The sequence below is a fragment of the Streptomyces beihaiensis genome, from assembly GCF_026274175.1.
Taxonomy (GTDB): domain Bacteria; phylum Actinomycetota; class Actinomycetes; order Streptomycetales; family Streptomycetaceae; genus Streptomyces; species Streptomyces beihaiensis.
On sequence record NZ_JAPHNL010000273.1, the window covers coordinates 18,849 to 43,902 of the forward strand.

Consider the following 25,054-nt stretch of genomic DNA (forward strand, 5'->3'; position numbering starts at 1 on the left):
CTCGTAAGGCGTCCGCAACCGCATACAGCACCTCACCCGGTCCGGGGTGGCGATACGCCGGACCGGGTGAGGTGCTGTCCGCATAGCCGGGGCTTGCGCGATCCGTACGAGCGATCCGTACGAGCGATCCGTGCAAACCATCCGTACGAGCCATCCGTACGCATCCGTACGAGCCATCCGTACGCATCCGTACGAGCCGTCCGTACAAGCAGAAAGCCGCTGCCCGGACACCCGGACAGTGGCTCTCGTGGTTCTCTCGGCTTTCGTTGGTCTCTCGGCTCTCTGGCCTCTTCGGCGGTTACTTCGCGTAGTCGCCCGTCAGCTCGGCGCCGGTCGTGTGGTCGCCGCGGTCGGTGATCTCGCCGGCCACCCAGGCGTCCACGCCCCGGTCCGCGAGCGTCGCGAGTGCGACGTCGACCGCCTCCTGCGGCACGATCGCCATCATGCCGACGCCCATGTTGAGCGTCTTCTCCAGCTCCAGGCGCTCCACCTGCCCGGCCCGGCCGACCAGGTCGAAGACGGCGCCCGGCGTCCACGTGGAGCGGTCCACGGCGGCGTGCAGGCCGTCCGGGACGACACGGGCGAGGTTGGCGGCGAGGCCGCCGCCCGTGATGTGGCTGAAGGCGTGCACGGGGGCCGTGGAGGTCAGGGCGAGGCAGTCGAGCGAGTAGATCTTCGTGGGCTCCAGGAGCTCGGCTCCCAGCGTCCTGCCGAGCTCGTCGACGTGCTGGTCCAGGGACATGCCCGCGCGGTCCAGGAGGACGTGACGGACGAGCGAGTACCCGTTCGAGTGAAGGCCGGACGACGCCATGGCGATCACCGCGTCACCCGTACGGATACGATCCGGGCCCAGCAGGTTGTCGTACTCCACGACGCCCGTACCGGCGCCCGCGACGTCGAAGTCGTCCGGGCCGAGCAGGCCCGGGTGCTCGGCCGTCTCGCCGCCGACCAGGGCGCAGCCCGCGAGGACGCAGCCCTCGGCGATGCCCTTCACGATCGCGGCGACACGCTCGGGGTGGACCTTGCCGACGCAGATGTAGTCGGTCATGAACAGCGGCTCGGCGCCGCACACCACGATGTCGTCCATGACCATCGCGACGAGGTCGTGGCCGATCGTGTCGTAGGCGCCGAGCTGCCGGGCGATGTCGACCTTGGTGCCGACGCCGTCGGTGGCGGAGGCGAGCAGCGGCCGCTCGTACTTCTTGAGCGCGGAGGCGTCGAAGAGGCCCGCGAAGCCGCCGAGGCCGCCGAGCACCTCGGGGCGCTTGGTCTTCTTCACCCACTCCTTCATCAGCTCGACGGCGCGGTCGCCCGCTTCGATGTCGACACCTGCGGACGCGTAACTGGCGCCAGTCTCAGACATTGCCTGGGATCTTTCGGGTTGGTGAAGGTGGTTACGAGGCCGCCGCCACGCCCATTCGGGATGACGGGCTTACGGGCGGCGGATCGCGTCGGACGCGGCCGTGGACGCGGGGCCCGCGGCCAGTTCCGTCTCCAGGAGCTGCTTGCCGAGCAGCTCGGGGTCGGGAAGCTCCATCGGGTACTCGCCGTCGAAGCAGGCACGGCACAGGTTCGGCTTGTCGATGGTGGTGGCCTCGATCATGCCGTCGATGGAGATGTAGGAGAGCGAGTCGGCGCCGAGCGACGTGCCGATCTCCTCGACCGACATGCCGTTGGCGATCAGTTCCGCGCGGGTGGCGAAGTCGATGCCGAAGAAGCAGGGCCACTTGATGGGCGGCGAGGAGATCCGGATGTGGATCTCGGCGGCGCCCGCCTCGCGGAGCATGCGGACCAGGGCGCGCTGGGTGTTGCCGCGCACGATCGAGTCGTCGACGACGACCAGGCGCTTGCCCTTGATGACTTCCTTGAGCGGGTTCAGCTTCAGGCGGATGCCGAGCTGACGGATCGTCTGGGACGGCTGGATGAAGGTGCGGCCGACGTAGGCGTTCTTCACCAGGCCGCTGCCGAACGGGATGCCGGATGCCTCCGCGTAGCCGATCGCGGCGGGGGTGCCGGACTCCGGGGTCGCTATGACGAGGTCGGCCTCGACGGGCGCCTCCTTCGCCAGGCGGCGGCCCATCTCGACGCGGGACAGGTACACGTTCCGGCCCGCGATGTCCGTGTCAGGGCGGGCCAGGTACACGTACTCGAAGACGCAGCCCTTGGGCTTTGCTTCAGCGAATCGGGACGTTCGCAGGCCGTTCTCGTCGATGGCGACGAACTCGCCCGGCTCGATCTCGCGGACGAAGCTGGCGCCGCAGATGTCGAGCGCGGCGGTCTCGGAGGCGACGACCCAGCCGCGCTCCAGGCGGCCCAGGACCAGCGGGCGGATGCCCTGCGGGTCGCGGGCGGCGTACAGGGTGTGCTCGTCCATGAAGACGAGCGAGAAGGCGCCACGCACCTGGGGCAGCACCGTGTGTGCGGCGTCCTCGATGGTCAGCGGCTTGCCCTCGGCGTCGACCTGGGCCGCGAGGAGCGCGGTGAGCAGGTCGGTGTCGTTGGTGGCGGCCACCCGGGTCGAGCGGCCGTTGGTGTCCTTCGGCAGGTCCGCCACGAGTTCGGCGAGGTGTGCCGTGTTGACCAGGTTGCCGTTGTGGCCGAGCGCGATCGAACCGTGCGCCGTGGCACGGAACGTCGGCTGGGCGTTCTCCCACACCGAGGCACCGGTGGTGGAGTAGCGGGCGTGTCCGACCGCGATGTGGCCCTGGAGGGAGCCGAGAGAGGTCTCGTCGAAGACCTGGGAGACCAGTCCCATGTCCTTGAAGACGAGGATCTGGGAGCCGTTGCTGACCGCGATTCCCGCGGATTCCTGGCCCCGATGCTGGAGGGCGTAGAGCCCGAAGTACGTGAGCTTTGCGACCTCTTCGCCGGGAGCCCAGACACCGAAGACGCCACAAGCGTCCTGGGGGCCTTTCTCTCCGGGGAGCAGGTCGTGATTGAGTCGACCGTCACCGCGCACATAAGAACTGTACCCGGAGAACAGGGATCACCCGTACGGGCTACGAGGCCGGTCAGGCGGCCGGACCGCCGCTTCCCGCTGTTTTCGGGGGTTTGTGGTTTCGCACCATGACGGGTATCACGTCGGGTTCGTTTTTCGTCCGATCATATGAATGCGCCATACGGTCACTTGGCGGCGGTCAGTCCGAGCCCCGTCCCGTCCGGGGCCGTCAGAGTGAGGCTGTCGCCCTGGATGTCGTAGCTCAGCTTCTGCCCCAGGACGTGGAGGACGGCCTCCTCGCCGCCGGTGATCGCCATGCAGTGCATGCCGGGCGAGGTGATCCGGCCGATGGTGAGGTGACCGTTCGCGATGGTGACCGTGGCGCGGCCGCTCTTGCAGCCGAGGCTCACGTCGACGTGGACGGCGCCCTGGCTGTCCTTGGTGAAGACGAGTCCCGGTGTGGCACGGGAGGCGCCGGGCTCCTCCACGGGCGCCGACGGCGCGGCGAACGGCTGGGCGGCGCCGTGGGAGTAGAGGGTCGTGACGCTCCACTTGGTGCCGATGAGCTTGGCGTCGCGCTGCTTGACGAGGTCGATGGTGTCGCCGCCGCTCGGGCCGGTGAGGGTGAGGCGGTCGTGGTCCGCGCCGCCCACGCTGATCTTGTTCTTCTCGCCGAGGGCGTGCGCGAAGGTCTTCTCGAAGGTGCGCTGCTTGCTGTCGACGCACGCCCTGTCGGTGGACTTCGCCGTGCCCACGTGGACGCTGTCCCCGTTGATCGGCGCGGCGGCGTCGAAGTCGTTGCAGCCGTCGTTGCCGCGCACCCGGCCACCGGAGAACTCCAGGTAGGCGCGGCCGGACGACGTCAGGGTCCGCCCGTCGGCGGTGACGCTCCGCACGGTCCACCGCACGCCGTCGACCGACGCGGACACCGTGCCCGCCTTGCCGGAGCCGGGCGCCTGCTGGGTGCCGCACGCCGCGAGGGCGGGGAGCGCGGCCAGGGGCAGGGCGACGGCGAGCAGAGCGCGGGCACGGGTGCCGACGCGGGGGCGTGTGCTGCGTTGCGTGGACATGCCCATGGGACGGGGGAGGCACCCGATCGGTTCCACCGGCCGCACGCACACGCACACGCTCACACTCACGCCATGATCGGCAAGAGCCCTTCCAGGTCGGCCCGTTCCCCGCTGGCGCTGACCAGAGCCTCGTGGACGGCCTCCGCCCACCGGGTCCGCCCTGTGGCGAGCCGCACCCAGGTCAGCGGGTCCGTCTCGACGACGTTGGGCGGGGTGCCGCGCGTGTGCCGGGGCCCCGCCACGCACTGGACGACCGCGAACGGCGGAATCCGCACCTCGGTCGACGCGCCCGGCGCCTTCGCGGCGAGCGCGTCGGCGAACACGCGCGTACAGGCGGCCAGGGCCTGCCGCTCGTACGGAAGGTCGAGGCCGGGCAGCGCGCCATCGAGGTCGTCGCTGTGCACGACGACCTCGATGGCGCGGGTGACCATCAGGTCGGCGTACGTCATGGCCCCGATCCGGGTGGCGACGGGCCGGTCACCCGGAATGCCCGGCACCAGGTTCTCGGCGATGCGCTCGCTCGTCCGCGCGAACAGCTCGTCGAGCGTCGCGCTCGCCGCGAGCCGGGGCACGGCCTCCGCGACGGCAGGGGCCCCCTTCGCGGAGAGCCCGAAGTAGTCGAGGAACCCGAAGTCGGCGACGGTCGGGGCGGGTTCGGCCACGGCGCGGCACGCGAAGTCCATGGCCATGGTGAAGTGCGCGGCGAGATCCCGAACGGTCCACTCCCCGAGCCGCGTCGGCGCCGCGAGCTGCTCGGGCGTGAGCCCCGCGACCGCCTTCCGCACGGCCTCGAACTGCGCCACGACGGCGGCCGTGACCTTGTCGGCGTCGTAGGAACGGGTGCGTTTCTTTGTTGCGGGCGGCATGGGGTGAGCCTATGACTTCGGCAGGTCGGAACGGGGGCTGATCACCCAGTGGTTGCTGTGGATGACACGGTCGGCGAAGTCCACGTCGACTCGGCCGAGGAGGCGGAAGCCGAGGGATCCGCAGATGCCGTTCGAGGGGGCGTTGCCCGTCGCTGGGAAGGCGTGGACGTCTCCCCAGCGGTCCTCGTCCCTGGCCTGTTCGAGGAGCGTGCGCGCCGCGAGCTTGCCGAGGCCGCGGCCCTGGTACTCGGGCAGGATCATCCACCCGATCTCCGACACCTGCTCCCCGCCCTCGTCGTGCGACCAGATGACGACCGAACCGGCGACGACCTCAGGGATACGGGGATCGGGGACGATCATCTTGATCCAGGAGGCGTCGGCGGAGGCCGCCTCGGCGTCCCGGCGGACCTTGTCCTTGATGCCGTCGCGGGGCAACGGTCCCCCGAGATCCTTCATCATCACCGGATCGCAACGCATCCGGAGGTAGGCGTCGACGTCGTCCGTGGTGACGTTCCGCAAGTACACCAGGTCCTCCTTCCCGCGCACGGTGACCGCTACGGCCTGCGCCTGCGGCCCACATGCCCGACGAACGCGGCGAACGCCTCCGGCGGGAGGGCGAGGACGGGGCCGTCGGGGCGCTTGGAGTCGCGGACGGCGATGTGGGCGTGGGTGCGGGCGAGGTCGGCCACCTCGACGCAGTTGCCGCCGGCGTCGCTGCTGTAGGAGAACTTGAACCAGAGATTGGCCACCTCGACGCAGCTGCCACCCGTCTGGTCGCTGTAGGAGGACTTGAACCAGGCTTCTTCGGGGATGTTCATGACCGTTCCAACTCTCGTGCTGCTCGTTTCAGGTACTCGCGTGTTTCCCTCGGCCCGGCGGCCTCGGCCCGCATGGCGTCGAACCGGCGCCGGTAGGACCAGATTTCCGCGTCCTTGTCGGTGACATTCACCGAGGCGAAGCTGTCGACGCTCACCATGCTTGGCAGCGGCGACTCGAACTCCATGAGGATGAAGTTCTGGCCAGCCCGATAGACCGGCTGGCTCATCGGCAGAATCTGCACCGTGACATGATCCAGCGTGGCCAGTTCCCTCAGGTGTTCGTACTGCTCCCGCATCACGTCCGGCCCGCCGTACACACGTCGCAGGACGGCCTCGTCGAGAATCGCGTGAATCTCCACCGGGTGCACACTGCGTGTGATGGCCTCCTTGCGGCGCATCCGGATCTCAACGTTCCGCTCGACGAACTCGGTGGTGCGCTCATCGACCGGCTTGGCGCTCTCGAACATGGCCCGCGCGTACGCCGAGGTCTGGAACCACCCGAACACGACGTCCGGCTGGTAGACACGGAGAATCTTGGCGTCGCCCTCAAGGCCCACGCTGAGGTTGAACCCAGAGGGCATGAAGGTGCGGTACGGCGACCACCAGCCCCGGTTCAGCGAGTTCTTGTGCACGTCCAGGAGGAAGTCCACGTCGTCCGGATCGGTGACGCCGTATCGGTCGAGCAACTGCCGGAGCTGCTCCACCTTGGGGAGACTGGTAACCCCCTTCTCTACCCGGTGCAGTTGCGAGTCGGAGACGCTGGTCCCCTTGACCGCCTGCACCCGCGTCAACCCGCGCCCCGTGCCGTCCTCCCTCTCCGCCTGCTCACGCAGTCGCCGTAGTTCCTGCCCGAGTTGCATACGCCGGATCGTCGGCCCTGTCTTCGCTGCCACCGTGTCCGTTCCTCCTGCGGGCATGCCCGCCAATCGTACGTAACGCCCCGAGTCCTTCGAGGGCGTCGTGGTCCAGGTCGGCTCCGGTTACCCGGACGTGGACGCCGAGCACGCCTTCCTGTGGACCCGCCTCGCCGACCACACCGAGCGGCAGTCGCTCGCCGAGGAGACGGAACGGGTCACGCACGGTCCGGAGTCGCAGTCAGGGCCGGGGTCCGAGTCGTGATCGCACGGCTCCGGCGTCTGCTGGGCCGGACGCCCCGGCGCCGCCGCACGTCCGCTCCCCCGCCCCCGTGCCCTCCGGCACACGAGTCGCGAGCGCCGCGCCCGTTGCCGGGGTGGGGCGTATCCGGGCCGTGCGTGTCGCGCGGCAGTGAGGGGAGTGTGGGCCATGGCCGGACCGAGTGACGCCCTGTGCGACATCTGCGGGGTCGGGCGGGCACCGTTCCTGCGCTACGGCACCGTCGAGCGTACGGGACGCATGTGCCGCGAGTGCCTGCACCGGACCCGTATCTGCGGCCACTGCCAACAGCCGACCACCGAGCCCGTGGACCTGCGCGTCGTGCACGCCGGCACAGGGCCCGGCTGGACGGAGTACGTCTGCCGGGACTGCGCACCTCGGGGCGAGGGCCACCCGTGCGTGTGATCAATCGAGAAGCAGCACACCTGACGGCCTCGGCCAGTCGACACCGGCCTCCACCTGGAAGGAGGAGCACCATGGCGGTCATGACCGTGCACAAGGCGCAGATGACGGTGGAGGAGTTCGAAACGATCGCCTCCGCCGCTCCCGAGACCGTCACGTTGGAGTTCATCAACGGACGGATCGGGGTCAAGAAGGGGGCAGACGGAGACCGCGGCACCGTCGTGACCTGGTTGGCCCGGCGCTGTATGCAGGCCCGGCCCGATCTGGACCTGTATCAGGGGCAAGGGCTCCAGGTCGAGACGTACCGGCAGGGCAGGGCGAGGCCGGACGCGGTGATCACGCCCGAGGCCCACTTCGCGGGACACGGTGAGTGGGCCGACCCGGACGGGGCGCTGACGGTCGTCGAGGTCACCTCGTACGACTCGGACACCGACCGGCGGGACCGCCGCGAGAAGGCGGCCGCGTACGGCCAGTCCGGCATCCCCCCGTACCTCCTGATCGACCGGGACTCCCGCACGGTCACCGTGCACAGCAACCCGGACCGGGAGGTCGGCGGCTACCGCGACGCCCGCACCTCGAAGTTCGGCGAGAAGGTGACCGTCCCCGACCCGATGGGCATCGAGCTCGACACGGAGATCCTCCAGAACTACGTCCGTTAGTCCGCCAGCCCAGGCCGCTCGCTACCGCCGGACGCTCGGACAACTCCACCCCTCCCCGAAAAGTGTCGCAGTTCTACGTACAACTGCGACACTCTCCAGACCGGGCCCCCACCCCGCCCCGCGCCCTCACCGCGCCGGCACGACGTTCTGCGTCGCGTGGAACACGTTGTCCGGGTCGTACGTGGCCTTGATGCGGGCGAGCCGGTCGTAGTGGTCGCGGTAGGTGGTGCGGACCCGGTCCTGTCCTTCGTCGGGGCCGAGGAAGTTCACGTAGGCGCCGCCCATCGAGTACGGATGCGCCTCCTCCCAGTAGTCGACGGCCCACTGCTTGACGGTCTCCGCGTTGGCGGGGTCCGGGTCGATGCCGCCGAAGATGCCGGACCAGACGGCGTCCCGGTAGGCGAAGGCGGTGTCGTCGCGGCCGACGCGGTGGGCGGCGCCGTCGACCGGGTAGAGGTGCAGGGTCGACAGGTCGGAGGGGACGTTCGAGCCGTACTTGACGTGCACGTCGATCGCGTCGTCCGTGATCCGGTCGAAGAAGTCGCCGCGCCAGTACCACTGCAGGCCCTTGGGGATCAGCGGGTCCAACAGGGTCTGCAACGCCGGGTAGGGCATCGGCGCCGCGAAGTGGAAGGCCGGAACACCGGGCTCGCCGACCGGGGCGAAGACCTCCTCCAGGCGGTCGAGGTCGCCGGTGTAGCACCACACGACCGCGCACGTGTTGCGACCGTGGATCTCCTCCGGGAAGGGCGGCACCGGCGGGACGATCATGAACGCGAAGAAGCCGCTCAGGTCCTCGCTCGCAGCGGGCAGGAAATCGCGGTACCAGCGCAGCACCTCCGGGGTGTGCTCGACCGGCCACAAGGTCATGGCCACCCCGACCGTGTGCACGGGATGGAGGCGGAACGTGAACGAGGTGACCACGCCGAAGTTGCCGCCACCGCCGCGCAGCGCCCAGAACAGGTCCTCGTTGCGCGACTCGCTCGCGGTGACGTAACTGCCGTCGGCCAGTACGACATCGGCCGCCAGCAGGTTGTCCACGGTCAGGCCGTACTTACGGGTGAGGTGACCGTGGCCGCCGCCGAGGGTGAGGCCGCCCACGCCCGTGGTGGACATGATGCCCGCGGGGGTGGCGAGGCCGAAGGCGTGCGTGGCGTGGTCGAGGTCGGCGAGCCGGCAGCCGCCGCCCACCTGGGCCGTGCGCGCCTCCGGGTCCACCCGCACCCAGCGCATCGGCGACAGGTCGAGCGTCACGCCGTCATTGAGCAGGCACAGGCCCGGGCCGCTGTGGCCGCCGCCCATGACGGCGACCTCCAGGCCACGCTCGCGTACGAAACCGAGCGCGTCGATCACGTCCGCGGCGTCCGCGCACCGCACGAACGCCGCGGGATGCTTGTCGATCATGGAGTTGTAGATCGAGCGGGCCTCGTCGTAGCCGGGGTCCTGCGAGCCGATGACCGGGCCGCGCAACGCGGTCCGCATCGCTTCTGTGGTCGCGGTGTCCATGGCGATCTTCCTTTCACCATCACCATCACCGTCGCCGCCGTCGTCGTCCTCGTGGCCCCCCACACGTACGGCGTCCCCATAACCCCATCGTGCCCCTGTCGCAAGCCGTGCGCGAACCCGCACGCGCACCAAGACGAGCACCAGGACGAGCAGCAACGAGGGGCCCGCCCCAGACAGTTGAATCGTCTACTGTCCGGAACGGGCCCCTCGGGGCCTGGCCTCGGGCCCCCGGCCCGGGGCGGTCAGCCGAACAGCCCCGGCAGCACCGCCTCGTGCGCCTCGCGCAGTTCGTCCAGGGAGAGCGCGAACTCGCCCTGCACGTCCACCGCGTCGCCGTCGACCACGCCGATCCGCGTGACCGGCAGGCCGCGCGCACCGCACATGTCGGTGAAGCGGAGCTCCTCGCTGCGCGGCACGGACACGACCGCGCGGCCCGCCGACTCGGAGAAGAGGAACGTGAAGGCGTCCAGGCCGTCGGGCACGACAAGGCGTGCGCCCTTGCCGCCGAGCAGCGCCGACTCGACCACGGCCTGGATCAGGCCGCCGTCGGACAGGTCGTGCGCGGCGTCGATCATGCCGTCGCGCGACGCGGAGATCAGGATCTCGGCCAGGAGGCGCTCGCGCTCCAGGTCCACCTTCGGGGGCAGGCCGCCGAGGTGGTCGTGGATCACCTGCGACCAGGCCGAACCGCCGAACTCCTCGCGGGTGTCGCCGAGGAGGTAGAGCAGCTGGCCGTCCTCCTGGAAGGCGACCGGGGTGCGGCGGGCCACGTCGTCGATGACGCCGAGCACGGCGACGACCGGCGTCGGGTGGATGGCCGCCTCGCCCGTCTGGTTGTAGAGCGAGACGTTTCCGCCGGTCACCGGCGTGCCGAGCTGCTGGCAGCCGTCGGCGAGGCCGCGGATGGCCTCCGCGAACTGCCACATCACCGCCGGGTCCTCGGGCGAGCCGAAGTTCAGGCAGTCGGAGACGGCGAGCGGCTTTGCGCCCGTCGTCGCCACGTTCCGGTACGCCTCCGCGAGAGCCAGCTGCGCGCCCGTGTACGGGTCGAGCTTGGCATAGCGGCCGTTGCCGTCCGTGGCGATGGCGACGCCGAGGCCGGAGGTGTCGTCGATGCGGATCATGCCGCTGTCCTCGGGCTGGGCGAGGACGGTGTTGCCCTGCACGAAGTGGTCGTACTGCTGGGTGATCCACTTCTTGGACGCCTGGTTCGGCGAACCGACGAGCGCCAGGACCTGCTCCTTGAGCTCGGCCGCGTTCGCCGGCCGGGCCAGCTTGCCCGCGTCGTCGGCCTGGAGCGCGTCCTGCCAGTCGGGGCGGGCGAGCGGGCGCTCGTAGACCGGGCCCTCGTGGGCGACGGTGCGCGGGTCGACGTCGACGATCTTCTCGCCGTGCCAGAAGATCTCCAGACGGTCGCCGTCCGTCACCTCGCCGATGACGGTGGCGATGACGTCCCACTTGGCGCAGATCTCCAGGAACCGCTCGACCTTCGAAGGCTCGACCACGGCGCACATGCGTTCCTGCGACTCGCTCATGAGGATCTCCTCGGGCGAGAGCGTGGAGTCGCGCAACGGCACGTCGTCGAGGTCGACCCGCATGCCGCCGGAGCCGTTCGACGCCAGCTCGCTGGTGGCGCAGGAGATGCCGGCGGCGCCCAGGTCCTGGATGCCGACGACGAGCTTCTCGGCGAACGCCTCCAGGGTGCACTCGATGAGCAGCTTCTCCTGGAACGGGTCACCGACCTGGACGGCGGGCCGCTTCGACGGCTTCGCGTCGTCGAAGGTCTCCGAGGCGAGGATGGAGGCGCCGCCGATGCCGTCGCCGCCGGTCCTGGCCCCGTACATGATGACCTTGTTGCCCGTGCCCGATGCCTTGGCGAGGTGGATGTCCTCGTGCCGCATGACGCCGATGGCACCGGCGTTGACCAGCGGGTTCCCCTGGTAGCAGGAGTCGAAGACGACCTCGCCGCCGATGTTGGGCAGGCCCAGGCAGTTGCCGTAGCCGCCGATACCGGCGACGACACCCGGCAGGACGCGCTTGGTGTCGGGGTGGTCGGCGGCGCCGAAGCGCAGCGGATCGACGACGGCGACCGGGCGGGCGCCCATGGCGATGATGTCGCGGACGATGCCGCCCACGCCGGTGGCCGCGCCCTGGTAGGGCTCGACGTAGGACGGGTGGTTGTGGGACTCCACCTTGAAGGTGACGGCGTAGCCCTGGCCGACGTCGACGACACCGGCGTTCTCACCGATGCCGACGAGCATGGCATCGCTCTGCGGGGCCTTCTCGCCGAACTGGCGCAGGTGCACCTTGGACGACTTGTACGAGCAGTGCTCGGACCACATGACCGAGTACATGGCGAGCTCGGCGCCGGTCGGGCGGCGGCCGAGGATCTCGACCACGCGCTCGTACTCGTCCTTCTTCAGGCCGAGTTCGGCCCACGGCAGCTCGACATCGGGGGTCTTGGCGGCGTTCTCTACGGTGTCGAGGCTCATGAGGCGGCAACCAGCTTCTTGAGGATCGAGGTGAAGAAGGGGAGACCGTCGGTGCGGCCGGTGCCGATCAGCGGCTCCACGGCGTGCTCCGGGTGGGGCATCAGGCCGACGACGTTGCCCGCCGCGTTGGTGATGCCGGCGATGTCGCGGAGCGAGCCGTTCGGGTTCCGGTCCAGGTACCGGAAGGCGACCCGCCCCTCGGCCTCCAGCATGTCGAGGGTGCGCTCGTCGGCGACGTACCGCCCGTCCATGTTCTTCAGCGGGATGTGGATCTCCTGCCCGCCGACGTAGTCGGACGTCCAGGCCGTCTCCGCGTTCTCGACGCGCAGCTTCTGGTCGCGGCAGATGAAGTGCAGGTGGTCGTTGCCGAGCATCGCGCCGGGCAGCAGGTGAGCCTCGGTGAGGACCTGGAAGCCGTTGCAGATGCCGAGGACGGGCAGGCCCGCCTTCGCCTGGTCGATGAGGGTCTCCATCACCGGCGAGAAGCGGGAGATGGCGCCCGCGCGCAGGTAGTCGCCGTAGGAGAAGCCGCCGGGCAGGACGACCGCGTCGACCTGCTTCAGATCCTTGTCCTTGTGCCACAGGGCGACCGGCTCGGCACCGGCCAGACGGATCGCGCGCTGGGTGTCCCGGTCGTCGAGGGACCCCGGAAAGGTGACGACGCCAATACGAGCGGTCACTTTTCTTCCACCTTCACGGTGAAGTTCTCGATCACGGTGTTGGCGAGGAAGGTTTCGGCGAGATCGTGGATACGGGCGAGCGCGGCGTCATCGACCGGCCCGTCCACTTCGAGCTCGAAACGCTTTCCCTGACGTACGTCGGAGATGCCGTCGAAACCGAGGCGCGGCAGCGCACGCTGCACCGCCTGGCCCTGAGGGTCGAGGATCTCCGGCTTGAGCATGACGTCGACTACGACGCGTGCCACTGGCACTCCCGGTGTGTGGTGCTGAGCTGGTTCGTTCAGCCTACCCGCCCAAAACTTCTACTCGTGTAGACCGTAGGAATCTACGAGACCCGGGTCACATTACGGCAACGACACGGCACCGCCGGGAAAAGTCGATGAAAAAAGCTCGCCCATATCTTCGCTCATCTCCCCGGATGGACACGCGGAGATTTTCAAATGGTCTTCCCACCGCAATGCCCGGCAGGGTAAAAAGGAATTGACACTTACCGGCAACTGACAGGTGGCCGACATCGCCGCACGTCAAAGCGGGGGTGTCGGGTGAAGGGACCGATATTCGTGGCGCAGCGTGTCGTGGTCACCCTCTTTGACGACATCGACGGCTCAGAAGCGGCGGAAACGGTCGTCTTCGGTCTGGACGGCAGGTCGTACGAGATCGACCTCAACGAGGCCAATGCCGAAAAGCTCCGCAAGGCCCTCGCCCCGTACCTGGAGGCCGGCCGCAAGCACGCCGTCCGCACCGGCAAGCCGTACAAGCACACCACCCTGAGCCCCGACCCGGCGGCCGTGCGGGCCTGGGCCCGCTCGCACGGTTTCGAGGTCCCGCCGCGCGGCCGCATCCCCAAGCGGGTGTACGAGGAGTTCGCCGCGGCCAACTGAGGCACCGACGGCCATCAGGAGCCCCTCGGCACAGCCGACTTGCGTGACACCCCCGCCCGTCCGCTAGAGTCTGGAGCACGCCGAGGGGCGAGGCCGAGGGGCCGGTTCCCACGGACGATGCGGGTGTAGTTCAGTAGCAGAACATCCCCCTTCCAGGGGGAAGGCGCAGTGTGCAATTCCTGTCACCCGCTCTGCATCGCGTACGGTAGGCTGATGCACATGCGAACGTAGCTCAGTTGGTAGAGCGCAACCTTGCCAAGGTTGAGGTCGCCGGTTCGAGACCGGTCGTTCGCTCCACAGGGCAGAAGGCCCCGGTCCAGGACCGGGGCCTTCTGCGTGCGACCTCTTCGCCTTCGCCCTCCCCTTCTGACATTTGTCATGCGCGCCGATGACACCGTGCACTGCCGCCGCGCCCGCACGGCCGGAACGCTGGACGCATGACCAACAACGAGCGTGTGATCGACGTCACCGATCTGCGCCGCGTGTACGGGGACGAGAAACGGGGTTCCTTCGAGGCGGTGCGGTCCGTCACCTTCTCCGTGGACCGCGGCGAGCTCTTCGCCCTCCTCGGCACCAACGGCGCGGGCAAGACCTCCACCGTCGAGCTCCTCGAAGGGCTCGCCGCCCCCGCCGCAGGACGCGTCCGAGTCCTCGGGCACGACCCGTACACCGAGCGGGGGCGGGTGCGGCCGCGGATCGGCGTGATGCTGCAGGAGGGCGGGTTCCCGCCCGAGCTCACCGCCGCCGAGACGGTACGCATGTGGGCCGGATGCACCAGCGGGTCGCGGGGGATGGACGAGGCCCTGGAGATGGTGGGGCTCGCGCGGCGCCGCGACGTACGCGTCAAGCAGCTGTCCGGCGGCGAGAAGCGCCGGCTCGACCTGGCACTCGCCCTTCTCGGACGCCCCGAGGTCCTCTTCCTCGACGAACCGACGACCGGCCTCGACGCCGAAGGGCGCCGCGCCACCTGGGAGTTGGTGCGACACCTGCGCGACGGCGGCACGACCGTGCTGCTCACCACGCACTACCTGGAGGAGGCCGAGGAGCTCGCCGACCGGCTCGCCATCCTGCACGAGGGGCGGATCGCGGCGTCGGGGCGGGTCGCGGACGTCGTCGCCACGCAGCCCTCGCGGATCTCCTTCGAGCTGCCCGACGGTTACGTACTCGGCGACCTGCCGCCCCTGCCGGAGCTCGGGGTGAGCGGGCACGAGGTGGACGGGCCCACCGTCCGGCTGCGTACGGACACCCTCCAACGGGCGGCGACCGGGCTGCTCGTCTGGGCCAGGGACGAGGGCGTCGAGCTGCGCCGCCTCGACGTACGGGGCGCGTCCCTCGAGGAGGCGTTCCTGCAGATCGCGCAGGACGCGAAGGGGCAGAGCCCCCAGGGGCGGGCGCAAGGTCGAGGGCAGGGGCAGCGGCAGGGGCAGGCGCAGGGTCAGGGGCAGGGGCAGGCGAAGGAGATGGTCGCGTGAGCGCGGCGACGATGACCAAGGGCGGGCCCACCAACGGGCCCACCAACGCGGCCACGAACGCGGCCACGACCACCGGCGGGCGGCTCAAGGCCCTCGCCCGAGCCGAGCTGACGCTCATCGGCCGGAGCAAGGGGGTGCTGTTCACGGCGGTGTTCGTGCCGCTGGTGATGCCGTTCGCCACGCGCTCGTCGATGCACGACGTCGACCTGAAGCGCACCGGGCTCACGCTCGGCGCGACGGTACTGGCGTCGGCGATCGGGTTCTCCCTGCTGTTCGCCGTGTATTCGACGATGGTGAGCGTGTACGCGGCCCGACGCGAGGACCTCGTCCTGAAACGGCTGCGCACCGGGGAGCTGCGGGACGCCGAGATCCTCGCCGGGACGGCGCTGCCCGCCGTGTGCATGGGGCTCGCCCAGGCCGTCGGGCTCGCCGCGGTCTGCGCGGTCGTCCTGCACGCGGGCGCCCCCGCCGCGCCCCACCTGGTCGTGCTCGGGGTGCTGCTCGGCCTGCCGCTGTGTGTCGTACTGGCCGCGCTGACCACGGTGTTCAGCCGCAGCGTGGAGAGCGCGCAGGTGGCGGCGATGCCGTTGCTGCTCGTGACGATGTTCGGCTCCGGCGCGGTCGTCCCGCTGGAGGTCATGCCGGACAAGCTGGCCAACCTGTGCGCGTTGCTGCCGCTCACGCCGACGCTGACGCTGGTGCGGGAGGGCTGGACCGGCGGCATGGCGGCCGGGGACGCTGTGAAGGACGTGATGACGGCGGTGGCCTGGTTCGTCGTCGCCGTGTTTGCTGTACGGCGGCGGTTCCGCTGGGAACCGCGACGCTGAGCGTGCCGGTCCGACGGCCAGGACCGGTGAACAGGGCCGGTGAGCGGGCCCGGTGAACAGGGCCGGTGAGCGGGGCGAGTGAGCTCGGCGGGGCGTACGGGAGAAGGCGGGAGAGCTGTGCGGGCACGGAGCGGCGGGATACGGGCGCGCTGGCGCGCGCGGAGCAAGATCGAACGGGTGGAGTGGCAGAGCCGGATCACATACCGGTCGATCACCTGGTTCTTCTGCGCCGCCTGGTCGGCCACGGCCGTCGGCCCGGCCCTCTCCCACGGCCGCACGGTCCAGGTGGCCCTGGCCGCCGCGCTCGGCACGGTCAACGTCGCGCAGTGCGCCGTCGCCCACGTCCACGTGATCGCCGCGCTCGACCAGCACCTCGGGCGGGGGGCGGTGCCGCGCGGGTGGCACCGGGCGGCCGGGGCGCTGGCCGTGGTGGCGGTCGGCCTGGTCGTCACGGTCATGGCCACCGGGAGCGCCGGGGGCGGCTCGACCGCCGTGAAGGAGGGCTCGGTCGCCACGCTGTTGATGTTCGCACCGATGCCGTTCGCGGGCGCGTACGTGCTGATGGTGCCGCCGCGACGGTTCCTACGGCACAGTCTCCTGGCCGGTACGGCGACGCTGGCGGTGTTCGCCGCGACGGGCTCCGGCCTCGTTCAACTCGGGGCGCTGGCCTTCGTGTTGACGCTCTGCTCCGTGCTGACGCTGGTGACGTGGCGGTGCGGCGCGTGGAGCCTGTCCGTCATGTGGGACGCCGAGCGGGCGCGGGAGGAATCGGAGCGGGCCAGGGAGATCTCCGAGCGGGCGCGGGACGTGGAGGCGCGCCTCGCCGTCGCGGAGGAGCGGCTGCGGTTCGCGCGTGACCTGCACGACGTGATGGGCCGCAACCTGTCCGTGGTCGCACTCAAGAGCGAGCTCGCGGTCCAGCTGGCCCGGCGCGGGAGGAGCGAGGACGCGGTGGCGCAGATGACCGAGGTGCAGCGCATCGCGCGGGAGTCGCAAAAGGAGGTACGGGACGTCGTACGGGGGTACCGCGCGGCCGACCTCGGCGCCGAACTGGCCGGGGCGCACGGCGTGTTGACGGCGGCCGGGATCGACTGCACGGTGACCGGCGCGGATTCGGCCGACGAGCTGTCGGCGGAGGTGCAGTCGGCGCTCGGGTGGGTGGTCCGTGAAGCCACGACGAATGTACTGCGGCACGGGGACGCGCGGCGCTGCGAGGTGTCGCTGCGGACCGAGGCAGGGGCGGGGCCCGGCGCCGGGGCGGCGGCCGTCCTGACCGTGGAGAACGACGGTGCCGAGGCCGCCGCACCGACCACCCCGCCACCGGGCCGCGGATCCGGCCTCGCGGGGCTGCGGGAGCGGTTGGCCGTGGTGGAGGGCACGCTGGAGGCTGGTGTCCGGGGCGGCGACAGCTTCCGGGTGACCGCGACAGTGCCCGACGCGGCACGGAAGAGCGACACGGCGCAAAAGGGCGACACGGCGCAAAAGGGCGACGCGGCGCGAACAGTTGAGGAGGTGGAGGCCGATGGTGTTGCGCGTGTTGCTCGCTGACGACGAGCACCTCATCCGGGGTGCGCTCGCCGCGCTGCTCGCCCTCGAGGACGACCTGGTCGTCGTCGCGGAGGCGGCCACCGGCCCCGAGGCGCTCGCCATGGCGCGGGCCCACACCCCGGACGTGGCCGTGCTCGATCTGCAGATGCCAGGCGCCGACGGTGTGAGTGTCGCCACAGCGCTGCGCACCGAGGTACCCGGCTGCCGCACCATGATCGTGACCGGGCATGGGCGACCCGGCCACCTCAAACGGGCCCTCGCCGCGGGCGTGCGCGGCTTCGTCCCGAAGACCGTGAGCGCTCAACGACTCGCCGAGATCATCCGGACCGTACACATCGGAAACCGTTACGTGGACCCGGAGTTGGCCGCCGACGCGATCTCCGCCGGGGACTCGCCGCTCACCGCGCGCGAGGCCGAGGTGCTTGAGCTCGCGGCCGACGGCGCGCCCGTCGCGGAGATCGCCGAGCGGGCCGCGCTCTCCCAGGGGACGGTCCGGAACTACCTCTCCTCGGCCGTCTCGAAGCTCGGTGCCGACAACCGGCACGCGGCAGTGCGTCTCGCACGCGAGCGAGGTTGGGTATAGTAGGCGTCGCGCTTCGGCCGAACGGTCGGAGAGCGACTCTTGCGAACGTAGCTCAGTTGGTAGAGCGCAACCTTGCCAAGGTTGAGGTCGCCGGTTCGAGACCGGTCGTTCGCTCCAGTTCAGAAGGCCCCGGTCAGTGACCGGGGCCTTCTGCCGTGCCCGGCGTACCTGCCGTGCCCGGCGTACCCGGACGGTTCACGCCCAGCTCGTGCCGGTCAGCCGCTCGTACGCCTCCACGTACTTCGCCCGCGTCGCCGCCACCACGTCCTCGGGCAGCGCGGGCGGCGGCTGCTCGCTCGTCCGGTCCCAGCCGGAGGCCGACGACGTCAGCCAGTCCCGTACGAACTGCTTGTCGAACGACGGCTGCGCCCGGCCCGGCTCCCACTGGTCGGCGGGCCAGAACCGGGACGAGTCCGGCGTGAGCACCTCGTCCGCGAGGATCAGCGAACCGTCCTCCTTGGCGTGACCGAACTCGAACTTCGTGTCCGCGAGCACGATCCCCCGGTCGCGCGCGATGTTTCGGGCCCGCCCGTACACGGCGAGGGTCGCCTGACGCAGTTCGGCGGCCGTCTCCGCGCCGACGCGCCGCGCCACCTCCTCGTACGACACGTTCTCGTCGTGCTCGCCGACCTCCGCCTTCGTAGCGGGCGTGAAGATCGGCGCGGGCAGTTCGGAGCCGTCCCGCAGCCCCTCGGGGAGGGCGAGGCCGCAGACGGTGCGCGATTCGTTGTACTCGGCCAGGCCCGAACCGGTCAGGTAGCCGCGCGCCACGCACTCCACCGGGATCATCCGCAGGGACCGGCAGATCAGCGTGCGGCCCGCCCAGTCGTCGGGCGCTCCGGCCGGCAGTTCGGTCGACAGGACGTGGTTGGGGATCAGGTCCGCGAGCTGGTCGAACCACCACAGGGAGAGCTGGGTGAGGACCCGCCCCTTGTCGGGGATCGGGGTGGGCAGGACCCAGTCGTAGGCGGACATGCGGTCGGTGGCGACCATGACCAGGTCACCCGCCTCGTTCTGGTACAAGTCGCGCACCTTGCCGGTGTGCAGATGCACCAGGCCCGGTACCTGAACTGGCTCGGGCTTTTCGACGAATCCGGACACGGTTCCTCCCCGTGGTTCTGTACGAGTGGCTCGTGCCGTCGATTGTCCCGTACGCGGGGACGAGTTCCGGCCACGGGGCCGCCGCGGGAACGTCGCAGCACCACCGCGGACCGCCCGTGCGGCCACCGCGGACGGCCGTGGGCCGTCACGGGACCGGTCGTCGGGCCGTCACGGGAGCGGTCGAGCGGCCGTCGCGGCTGCGGTCGCCGGGCGGTCACGGGGACGGCCGCGGTCCCCGGCACTTCTGCCGACTCGCGGCCGCGGGCGCTTCTGCCGAGTCCCGTTCGTCACGGATTCAGTCTCGTTTGCAGATGCGGTCGAGCAGATTGGCCGTCGCGCGCTGGATCCTGGGGTCGACGTGGCCCGGTCGGTCCAGAGCCGGGGACCAGGCGAACGTCCCGGACGCGAAGACGAGCGCGCCCGACGGCGCCCGGTACAGCGACGTCTCCTGGTGGCGGCGGGTCCCCTCGCCGTCCGGGTACGGGGAGTGGGCGAGCAGCACGCGCTCGGTGTGCTCGGGCAGGGCCGTGCGCGGGAAGTAGCGGTCGGCCTCGCCCGCGACCAGGCCGTCTATCGTGTCGCCCTCGTGCGCGCCGGTCGCCTCCCACAGCCAGTGGTCCGCGTTCCGCACCACCAGGGGGTGTGGATCGGGGACACGGCCCGCGTACTGGACGCCGATGAGCTGCTGCTCCGGCGTGTCGACCTCCCGCCACAGCACCGGCCTCCCCGGACCTTGCCGCTTGCGGCAGGTCAGCAGCCGGTCCGGCACGCCGGACGGGGACGGGCCGAGCTCCACCTGCCAGTACATGGTGTTGGCGGAGAGGAAGACGAGCGAGGTGCCCTGCTCGCGGGCCAGCTCGGTGGTGCGGCGCATCGACGCCGACCAGTACTCGTCGTGTCCCGGGAAGACCAGGCCCCGGTAGCGGGTGGGGTCGATCCGGCCCGCGTGCAGGTCGCGGGTGTCGGCGTACGCGAGGTCGTACCCGTACCGCTCCGCCCAGCGGATGAAATCGTAGGCGTGGCCGACATGGAGGGGGAGACCCGCGCCCGCGTACGGGCGGTCGAACGAGACGGTGACGGCAGCCTCGCTCTCTCCGAGCAGCCGGCCCTCGTCGTCCCAGGCGTGGTAGAGGCTGGCACCGGTCCGGCCGTCCTCCGGGTACAGGTTGTACGCCTGCCAGGTGATGTCAGGGAGGAGCAGGAGCAGGTCGGCGGGGCGGGAGTCGCGGACGGTGAACGGGATGTGCGAGCGGTACCCGTCGACCGTCGTGAGCACGGCCACGTACGCGCCCACGCTCCAGTACGACGGGATCTGCAGCCGCCACGACAGCCACCAGTGGTGACAGGAGACCGTACGGTCGGCGGCGAGCGGGGCGGGCTGGACGATGCCGGAGAGCCGTGGACTGGTGGTGATCTTGCTGGCGCCGTCGCCTCCGTAGTGCCCGATGCGGTAGATGTCGACGCCGAACTGCTGGGGCGGGTCGACGGTGATGTGGAAGTCGATCGACTCGCCGGGCGCGGCGGCACCGGTCGTGGTGAAGCCCTTGATCTGGCAGTTCACGTCGTCGGCGGTGCGCGGCCCGCCGGTACGCGGGGAGGGGACGGCTCCCAGGGCCCCGCCGGGACCTCCGTGGCCGCCCTGGCCGCCCTGGCCTCCGTGGCCGCCCTGGGCGCCGGAGCCCGTGGCCAAGGCGGCGTCGGGGTCGACGTACCAGGGGACGGCCTTGCCCGTGTCGTCCAGGTACTGCTCGCTGCCGCGCAGCCACGGCAGCGGGCCCTGGCCGAACGGGTCGGTGACCGCGTGCGCCATCGCTCCGGACTCCCAGCGGGGAGTGCGCGGACGCGTCCGGCTCTCCGGGCCCTGCCCTGCGCTGTCCGGCCCCATGCCGTTCCCCTCCCTCGCTCCCCCGAGTCGACCGTCGCGGCCCGTGCCCACGACCGGTCCCAGCACATCACATTACGCACGCACTCCGTCACCGTTCGTCGTGAATCGACGAGAACGGAACGTTTCCCTCCGGGGCGCACACCGCCACGACGGGGTCACACCGGGCCTACGAGGCGCGCACACCAGGCGTGCGGGGCGTGTCGGCTACAGCCTTGCGGACCCGCGTACAGCGGTCGTCGATCGGCAGTCGGTGATCGGCGGTCGTCGTACATCGGTCGGCAGTCGGCGGGCGGCGGTCGGCGGGCGGCGGGCGGCGGGCGGCGGGCGGCGGGCGTACGGAAGTCTCACAGCAGCCATACGGGCCAGGGGCGCGCTCACAGCAGCCGTACGGGCTTCTCCGGGCGTATGCCGAGCCGGGTCAGCCAGAGCCGCAGTGGCTCCGGATCGCCGTCCTCCACGAGGCTCAGGACGCGCGGAGCGAGGTCGGTGGCGCGCTCGCCGTCGACCAGCAGCGACGGCCCGTCCAGCCAGTCCAGACCCGGCGCCGCGGCGGTCGTGTCCACGGCGGCGCAGCACACCATCGCCGTCACGTGGTCGGCCAGCAGCTCCCGCCCGCTGCGCGGCGGCTGCAACGGGAACAGGGGCAGCGCCCCTTCGTCCCACAACGCCCCGTCCGGCCCCTGCCCGGCGGCCACCGGCGCCACCGGCCGTGCCCGCTCCTCCCGCTCCATCTCCGCCGCAAGTCCCGCGGCGAGCTCCTCTGCGGCGGGCGTCGCGGAGGGGCCGTCCGGCTCCGGCGCGATGGCGAGCTCGTCCGCGGCGGACGGGGTGGGCAGGGCGGGCGAGCCCGACAGGGTGGGCCGAGTGGGCGGGGTGGCGTCCGCCGGGTCCCCGGAGAGGAAGGGGCGGACGGAGAGGCGGGTCAGGACGCGGGCGAGGGTGGGCCCCTGCGGCTGCGGGGCGGCCGAGCCGCTGTCGGGCTCGGCGAACGTGTCCAGGACGCGGTACAGGCGCGCCGCGTCCGTGCGCCACTTCCGGTCCACCACCTCGTCCGGATACCGCTGCCAGTCCACCGGCGCCCAGTCCGGTCCCGGCTCGGCCGGACCGCCGTGGAAAAGTCGGGCGGCGAGCAGCGACGCCGCCTCGTCGACGGCGCCCGGCTCCTCCAGCAGGTCACAGGCCGGTCGCTCGCCGAGCCGCGAGGCGAACGCCCCGTCCTGAGCGGCGAGCCGGTCGCGGCGCGACAGCTCGGTCAGGGCCGAGACCACGCCCACGTCGAGCCGGGAGGGCCAGCGGCCCATCCGCCAGGCGGGCAGCGCGACCCGGGTGAGCAGCCGGTCCCAGCCCGCGTAGGCGAGGCCCACCTGCTCCTGCGCGACGATCCTGAGCCCGTAATCCACAGCCTGTGCGCGCTCGGCCGCCGCCGCGGCGACCCCTCGCTCCATCTCCGCCGCGTGCACCCGGCAGCCGTCGAGCAGCCGCCTGGCCACCCGGCCGACTCCGGCGAGCACAACCCTGGCGGGAGCGGCGCGACCGGGGGCCGAAGCCACCGCGACGGCCGCGTCAAGGCCCCGTACGTACCGCCGGGCCGCGGCTATCTCGGGGTCCGCCGACGGCCCCGTGCCCGCCACGACGGGGGCGAGCACGGCCCGCAGTTCCGCCACCCGCATCCACCACATGAAGGGAGATCCGATGACCAGGACGGGAGCGACGGGGGCCGCCGCCGCGGCGGATATCTTCCCGGCACCTGTCTTCCGGGACGCGGTGGGCGGCGGTCCGTGCGCGGGGTGGGCACGGTCCTCCAGCCAGCTGTCGCAGTCCGGAGTGAGGGCTATCGCCGACGGCGCGGGCACGTCGAGCCGGTCGGCCAGATCACGCACGAGCCGGTACAGGTCGGGCGCGGTCTCCTCGGCGATCGGAACGGTCGGGCTGACGGCGGGCCGCGCGCGGGCCACGACGAGCGCCACGGCCGCCGCCGCGAGCAGCACGACCACCGCGACCGCGGAGACGACCACCCGCGCGATGTCCCAACCACCGCCCGCCAGGCGTCCGGTGGCGCCGCCCACGAGGAGCACCACGGAGACGGCCGCGGGCAGCAGCGCCAGCGCCGTCGCCCTGCCACGGATACGCAGCACGGCGACGGCCCGCGCATGCGCTGCCCGCGCACCCGCCCGGGCGTCCATTCCGATACCGGACACGATCGATGTCACCCCCTGCTGCCTGGGCCTTCTGCCCGGCCGGGGGGCGAGGCCCCTGGCAGGACACTGGTGGCGTTGCTCACTCCCCCACTGTGGCACCCACCACTGACATCGCAATGCCGGTGGTCCGTCCGGTGCCCGAACTCCGTGCGCCGCACCCTAGTTGGGCCCCGGCGCCCCGTCAGCCGTATGGGCCAGCGGTCACCCGATGGAATGGCTTTGGGCAAAGGTGGCTGACAAAAAGAGGCCGGGCGGGAGAGGGTGGCACCGCTCCCGCCCGGCGCACGTCAGGCTCCGGACCTCGTCCCCAACGCCCGCCGACGCGTCGGCCGTCAGGCGTCAGGCGTGTCAGGCGTCAGGCGTCAGGCGTGTCAGACGTCAGGCGTCCGCCGCGGCCTTCGCGGCGATGTCCGTACGGTGCTGGGACCCGTCGAGCCGGATACGTCCCACGGCCGCGTACGCGCGCTCGCGGGCCTGCGCGAGGTCACCGCCGGTCGCCGTCACCGACAGCACCCGGCCACCCGAGCTGAGCACCGGCCCGCCCTCCCCGTCACCCTCCCGCTTCGTCCCGGCGTGCAGGACGTACGCGTACGGGGCATCCTGGGCGGCCACCTCGTCGAGCCCGGTGATCGGGTCGCCGGTGCGCGGGGTGCCGGGGTAGTTGTGCGAGGCGACGACGACCGTGACGGCCGCGTCGTCGCTCCAGCGCAGCGGTTCGAGGTCGGCGAGCGTGCCGTTGGCCGCGGCCAGCAGGAGCCCGGCGAGCGGCGTCCTGAGGCGGGCGAGGACGACCTGCGTCTCGGGGTCCCCGAACCGCGCGTTGAACTCGATGACGCGCACGCCGCGGCTGGTGAGGGCCAGTCCCGCGTACAGCAGTCCGGAGAACGGGGTGCCGCGGCGCGCCATCTCCTCGACCGTCGGCCGCAGCACGGTGCGCAGCACCTCGTCGACCAGGGCGGGGTCGGCCCACGGCAGCGGCGAGTAGGCGCCCATGCCGCCGGTGTTCGGGCCCTCGTCGCCGTCGAGCGCGCGCTTGAAGTCCTGGGCGGGCTGGAGCGGGACCACGGTCGTGCCGTCGGTGACGGCGAAGAGCGAGACCTCGGGGCCGTCGAGGAACTCCTCGATGACGACGCGCTCGCACGCGTGCGCGTGCGCACGGGCGACCTCGATGTCGTCGGTGACGACGACGCCCTTGCCCGCGGCGAGACCGTCGTCCTTGACGACGTAGGGGGCGCCGAAGGAGTCCAGCGCGGCATCGACCTCGTCCGAGGTGGCGCACACGTAGGACCGGGCGGTGGGTACGCCCGCCGCCGCCATCACGTCCTTGGCGAACGCCTTGGACCCCTCGAGCTGCGCGGCCGCGCCGGACGGGCCGAAGACCGGGATTCCGGCGGCGCGGACGGCGTCGGCGACCCCGGCGACCAGGGGCGCCTCCGGGCCGACCACGACCAGGTCGGCGGCGAGACGCTGCGCGAGGGCCGTCACCGCGGCGCCGTCGAGCGCGTCGACGGTGTGCAGCTCGGCGACCTCCGCGATGCCCGCGTTGCCGGGGGCGCAGTGCACGGCCGAGACGTCGGGGTCGAGGGACAGGGAGCGGCACAGGGCGTGTTCGCGGGCACCGCCGCCGATGACAAGGACCTTCACGCCTGCCAGCCTAGCCGCCGCGAGGTTGTGCTCTTGTACGGGCTTCCCAAAGCGGCCCGCCCTCTTGCTTGTAGCTTCCTCCCAGCCCCGGCCCGCCGCTCACTCGTTGGTGAACTCCTCGACGACGGTCGCGCCCAGTTCGCGGACGATCAGCTCGTGGCCGGAGAGCGCGGACTCGTCCAGGTCCGGGTCGTCCTCCTCCGGGGTGTCGTCCTCGATGGAGACCGGCGGCCGCGCCACCGGCCCCGCCGGAGGCTGGTACGAGGGCGCGGCCGGGGCGGCCCCCTGAGCCGGAGCGGGACCCTGACCAGGCCCGGGCCCACGCTCAGGCCCCTGGGGCTGCCCCTGCG

23 protein-coding genes, 3 tRNA genes and 1 pseudogene are annotated in these 25,054 nt (G+C 71.4%); 11 read left to right on the forward strand and 16 right to left on the reverse strand.

Features of this window, described 5'->3' with window-relative positions:
• Positions 1 to 298 precede the first annotated feature (298 nt).
• The 7 genes from purM to OFY01_RS22460 all read right to left on the reverse strand — a co-directional run bounded on the left by purM (position 299) and on the right by OFY01_RS22460 (position 6,585).
• Entirely contained in the window at positions 299 to 1,363 is a 1,065-nt protein-coding gene (purM, locus tag OFY01_RS22430) for a phosphoribosylformylglycinamidine cyclo-ligase (protein ID WP_266602716.1), read from the reverse strand.
• Positions 1,364 to 1,432: 69 nt separating this feature from the next.
• Positions 1,433 to 2,959: an amidophosphoribosyltransferase gene (purF, locus tag OFY01_RS22435; protein ID WP_266602717.1), complete on the reverse strand. Its 1,527-nt coding sequence runs from the start codon at positions 2,957 to 2,959 to the stop codon at positions 1,433 to 1,435.
• A 164-nt stretch (positions 2,960 to 3,123) separates the two neighbouring features.
• Positions 3,124 to 4,008, reverse strand: coding sequence for an META domain-containing protein (locus OFY01_RS22440; RefSeq protein ID WP_266602719.1), 885 nt, complete (start codon positions 4,006 to 4,008; stop codon positions 3,124 to 3,126).
• 65 nt (positions 4,009 to 4,073) lie between these two features.
• On the reverse strand, positions 4,074 to 4,874 hold the full coding sequence (locus OFY01_RS22445) for a maleylpyruvate isomerase family mycothiol-dependent enzyme (protein ID WP_266602721.1): 801 nt from the start codon (positions 4,872 to 4,874) through the stop codon (positions 4,074 to 4,076).
• A 9-nt stretch (positions 4,875 to 4,883) separates the two neighbouring features.
• The gene (locus OFY01_RS22450) at positions 4,884 to 5,399 is read right to left on the reverse strand and encodes a GNAT family N-acetyltransferase (protein ID WP_266602723.1); all 516 of its coding nucleotides are present in this window, start codon (positions 5,397 to 5,399) and stop codon (positions 4,884 to 4,886) included.
• 29 nt (positions 5,400 to 5,428) lie between these two features.
• Positions 5,429 to 5,692 (reverse strand): DUF397 domain-containing protein, encoded by a 264-nt coding sequence (locus OFY01_RS22455; RefSeq protein WP_266602725.1) that lies wholly within the window; start codon positions 5,690 to 5,692, stop codon positions 5,429 to 5,431.
• Positions 5,689 to 6,585, reverse strand: coding sequence for a helix-turn-helix domain-containing protein (locus tag OFY01_RS22460; protein WP_266602727.1), 897 nt, complete (start codon positions 6,583 to 6,585; stop codon positions 5,689 to 5,691). The genes OFY01_RS22455 and OFY01_RS22460 overlap by 4 nt, the downstream gene beginning before the upstream one ends.
• Positions 6,586 to 6,652: 67 nt before the next feature.
• On the opposite strand from OFY01_RS22460, the gene OFY01_RS22465 reads away from it, so the two are divergent.
• The 3 genes from OFY01_RS22465 (at position 6,653) to OFY01_RS22475 (ending at position 7,887) form a co-directional block, all read left to right on the forward strand.
• Positions 6,653 to 6,811 carry a hypothetical protein gene (locus OFY01_RS22465; protein WP_266602729.1) on the forward strand — a complete coding sequence of 53 codons (159 nt, stop codon included), beginning with the start codon at positions 6,653 to 6,655 and terminating at the stop codon, positions 6,809 to 6,811.
• A gap of 165 nt (positions 6,812 to 6,976) precedes the next feature.
• Complete coding sequence (locus OFY01_RS22470) at positions 6,977 to 7,231, forward strand: hypothetical protein (protein WP_266602731.1); 255 nt, start codon at positions 6,977 to 6,979, stop codon at positions 7,229 to 7,231.
• 71 nt (positions 7,232 to 7,302) lie between these two features.
• The gene (locus tag OFY01_RS22475) at positions 7,303 to 7,887 is read left to right on the forward strand and encodes a Uma2 family endonuclease (protein ID WP_266602733.1); all 585 of its coding nucleotides are present in this window, start codon (positions 7,303 to 7,305) and stop codon (positions 7,885 to 7,887) included.
• Positions 7,888 to 8,013: 126 nt separating this feature from the next.
• Here the strand turns inward: OFY01_RS22475 and OFY01_RS22480 are convergent, their stop codons facing one another.
• The 4 genes from OFY01_RS22480 to purS all read right to left on the reverse strand — a co-directional run bounded on the left by OFY01_RS22480 (position 8,014) and on the right by purS (position 12,810).
• Positions 8,014 to 9,393 carry an FAD-binding oxidoreductase gene (locus OFY01_RS22480; protein ID WP_266602734.1) on the reverse strand — a complete coding sequence of 460 codons (1,380 nt, stop codon included), beginning with the start codon at positions 9,391 to 9,393 and terminating at the stop codon, positions 8,014 to 8,016.
• Positions 9,394 to 9,635: 242 nt separating this feature from the next.
• A complete protein-coding gene (purL, locus tag OFY01_RS22485) occupies positions 9,636 to 11,885 on the reverse strand; it encodes a phosphoribosylformylglycinamidine synthase subunit PurL (RefSeq protein WP_266602736.1) in 2,250 nt (749 codons plus the stop codon).
• Entirely contained in the window at positions 11,882 to 12,565 is a 684-nt protein-coding gene (gene purQ / locus OFY01_RS22490) for a phosphoribosylformylglycinamidine synthase subunit PurQ (protein ID WP_266602738.1), read from the reverse strand. Before purQ ends, purL begins: the two co-directional genes overlap by 4 nt.
• Positions 12,562 to 12,810: a phosphoribosylformylglycinamidine synthase subunit PurS gene (gene purS, locus OFY01_RS22495; protein ID WP_266602740.1), complete on the reverse strand. Its 249-nt coding sequence runs from the start codon at positions 12,808 to 12,810 to the stop codon at positions 12,562 to 12,564. Before purS ends, purQ begins: the two co-directional genes overlap by 4 nt.
• A gap of 315 nt (positions 12,811 to 13,125) precedes the next feature.
• On the opposite strand from purS, the gene OFY01_RS22500 reads away from it, so the two are divergent.
• From OFY01_RS22500 to OFY01_RS22535, 8 genes are all read left to right on the forward strand, one after another.
• Positions 13,126 to 13,446, forward strand: a complete 321-nt coding sequence (locus OFY01_RS22500) for a histone-like nucleoid-structuring protein Lsr2 (protein ID WP_266602742.1) — start codon at positions 13,126 to 13,128, stop codon at positions 13,444 to 13,446.
• 119 nt (positions 13,447 to 13,565) lie between these two features.
• Positions 13,566 to 13,637 (forward strand) — tRNA-Gly (locus OFY01_RS22505).
• Positions 13,638 to 13,667: 30 nt separating this feature from the next.
• Positions 13,668 to 13,743 (forward strand) — tRNA-Gly (locus tag OFY01_RS22510).
• 140 nt (positions 13,744 to 13,883) lie between these two features.
• Positions 13,884 to 14,918, forward strand: a complete 1,035-nt coding sequence (locus OFY01_RS22515; RefSeq protein WP_266602744.1) for an ABC transporter ATP-binding protein — start codon at positions 13,884 to 13,886, stop codon at positions 14,916 to 14,918.
• A gap of 11 nt (positions 14,919 to 14,929) precedes the next feature.
• Positions 14,930 to 15,745 (forward strand): ABC transporter permease, encoded by an 816-nt coding sequence (locus OFY01_RS22520; protein ID WP_266602760.1) that lies wholly within the window; start codon positions 14,930 to 14,932, stop codon positions 15,743 to 15,745.
• 177 nt (positions 15,746 to 15,922) lie between these two features.
• Positions 15,923 to 17,293, forward strand: coding sequence for a sensor histidine kinase (locus OFY01_RS22525; protein ID WP_266602746.1), 1,371 nt, complete (start codon positions 15,923 to 15,925; stop codon positions 17,291 to 17,293).
• Positions 17,268 to 17,876 (forward strand): response regulator transcription factor, encoded by a 609-nt coding sequence (locus OFY01_RS22530; protein ID WP_266602748.1) that lies wholly within the window; start codon positions 17,268 to 17,270, stop codon positions 17,874 to 17,876. The genes OFY01_RS22525 and OFY01_RS22530 overlap by 26 nt, the downstream gene beginning before the upstream one ends.
• A 41-nt stretch (positions 17,877 to 17,917) precedes the next feature.
• Positions 17,918 to 17,993: transfer RNA gene (locus tag OFY01_RS22535), tRNA-Gly, on the forward strand.
• Positions 17,994 to 18,071: 78 nt separating this feature from the next.
• Here the strand turns inward: OFY01_RS22535 and OFY01_RS22540 are convergent.
• The 5 genes and pseudogenes from OFY01_RS22540 to OFY01_RS22560 form a co-directional block, all read right to left on the reverse strand.
• The gene (locus OFY01_RS22540) at positions 18,072 to 18,977 is read right to left on the reverse strand and encodes a phosphoribosylaminoimidazolesuccinocarboxamide synthase (RefSeq protein ID WP_266602750.1); all 906 of its coding nucleotides are present in this window, start codon (positions 18,975 to 18,977) and stop codon (positions 18,072 to 18,074) included.
• A 295-nt stretch (positions 18,978 to 19,272) separates the two neighbouring features.
• The gene (locus tag OFY01_RS22545; RefSeq protein ID WP_407700404.1) at positions 19,273 to 20,862 is read right to left on the reverse strand and encodes a N,N-dimethylformamidase beta subunit family domain-containing protein; all 1,590 of its coding nucleotides are present in this window, start codon (positions 20,860 to 20,862) and stop codon (positions 19,273 to 19,275) included.
• A 374-nt stretch (positions 20,863 to 21,236) separates the two neighbouring features.
• Positions 21,237 to 23,045: a hypothetical protein gene (locus OFY01_RS22550; RefSeq protein WP_266602762.1), complete on the reverse strand. Its 1,809-nt coding sequence runs from the start codon at positions 23,043 to 23,045 to the stop codon at positions 21,237 to 21,239.
• A gap of 393 nt (positions 23,046 to 23,438) precedes the next feature.
• Positions 23,439 to 24,704, reverse strand: coding sequence for a phosphoribosylamine--glycine ligase (gene purD / locus OFY01_RS22555; protein WP_266602754.1), 1,266 nt, complete (start codon positions 24,702 to 24,704; stop codon positions 23,439 to 23,441).
• A gap of 99 nt (positions 24,705 to 24,803) precedes the next feature.
• Positions 24,804 to 25,054: pseudogene (locus OFY01_RS22560) on the reverse strand (DNA polymerase III subunit gamma and tau); the annotation flags it as partial.

What these genes read in the sequence shown, in the direction of transcription:
- purM (WP_266602716.1), bottom strand. Translation starts at nt 1,363, where the DNA reads ATGTCTGAGACTGGCGCCAGTTACGCGTCCGCAGGTGTCGACATCGAA.
- OFY01_RS22440 (WP_266602719.1), bottom strand. Translation starts at nt 4,008, where the DNA reads ATGTCCACGCAACGCAGCACACGCCCCCGCGTCGGCACCCGTGCCCGC.
- OFY01_RS22445 (WP_266602721.1), bottom strand. Translation starts at nt 4,874, where the DNA reads ATGCCGCCCGCAACAAAGAAACGCACCCGTTCCTACGACGCCGACAAG.
- OFY01_RS22455 (WP_266602725.1), bottom strand. Translation starts at nt 5,692, where the DNA reads ATGAACATCCCCGAAGAAGCCTGGTTCAAGTCCTCCTACAGCGACCAG.
- OFY01_RS22470 (WP_266602731.1), top strand. Translation starts at nt 6,977, where the DNA reads ATGGCCGGACCGAGTGACGCCCTGTGCGACATCTGCGGGGTCGGGCGG.
- OFY01_RS22475 (WP_266602733.1), top strand. Translation starts at nt 7,303, where the DNA reads ATGGCGGTCATGACCGTGCACAAGGCGCAGATGACGGTGGAGGAGTTC.
- OFY01_RS22480 (WP_266602734.1), bottom strand. Translation starts at nt 9,393, where the DNA reads ATGGACACCGCGACCACAGAAGCGATGCGGACCGCGTTGCGCGGCCCG.
- purL (WP_266602736.1), bottom strand. Translation starts at nt 11,885, where the DNA reads ATGAGCCTCGACACCGTAGAGAACGCCGCCAAGACCCCCGATGTCGAG.
- OFY01_RS22515 (WP_266602744.1), top strand. Translation starts at nt 13,884, where the DNA reads ATGACCAACAACGAGCGTGTGATCGACGTCACCGATCTGCGCCGCGTG.
- OFY01_RS22520 (WP_266602760.1), top strand. Translation starts at nt 14,930, where the DNA reads ATGACCAAGGGCGGGCCCACCAACGGGCCCACCAACGCGGCCACGAAC.
- OFY01_RS22530 (WP_266602748.1), top strand. Translation starts at nt 17,268, where the DNA reads ATGGTGTTGCGCGTGTTGCTCGCTGACGACGAGCACCTCATCCGGGGT.
- OFY01_RS22545 (WP_407700404.1), bottom strand. Translation starts at nt 20,862, where the DNA reads ATGGGGCCGGACAGCGCAGGGCAGGGCCCGGAGAGCCGGACGCGTCCG.
- OFY01_RS22550 (WP_266602762.1), bottom strand. Translation starts at nt 23,045, where the DNA reads ATGGACGCCCGGGCGGGTGCGCGGGCAGCGCATGCGCGGGCCGTCGCC.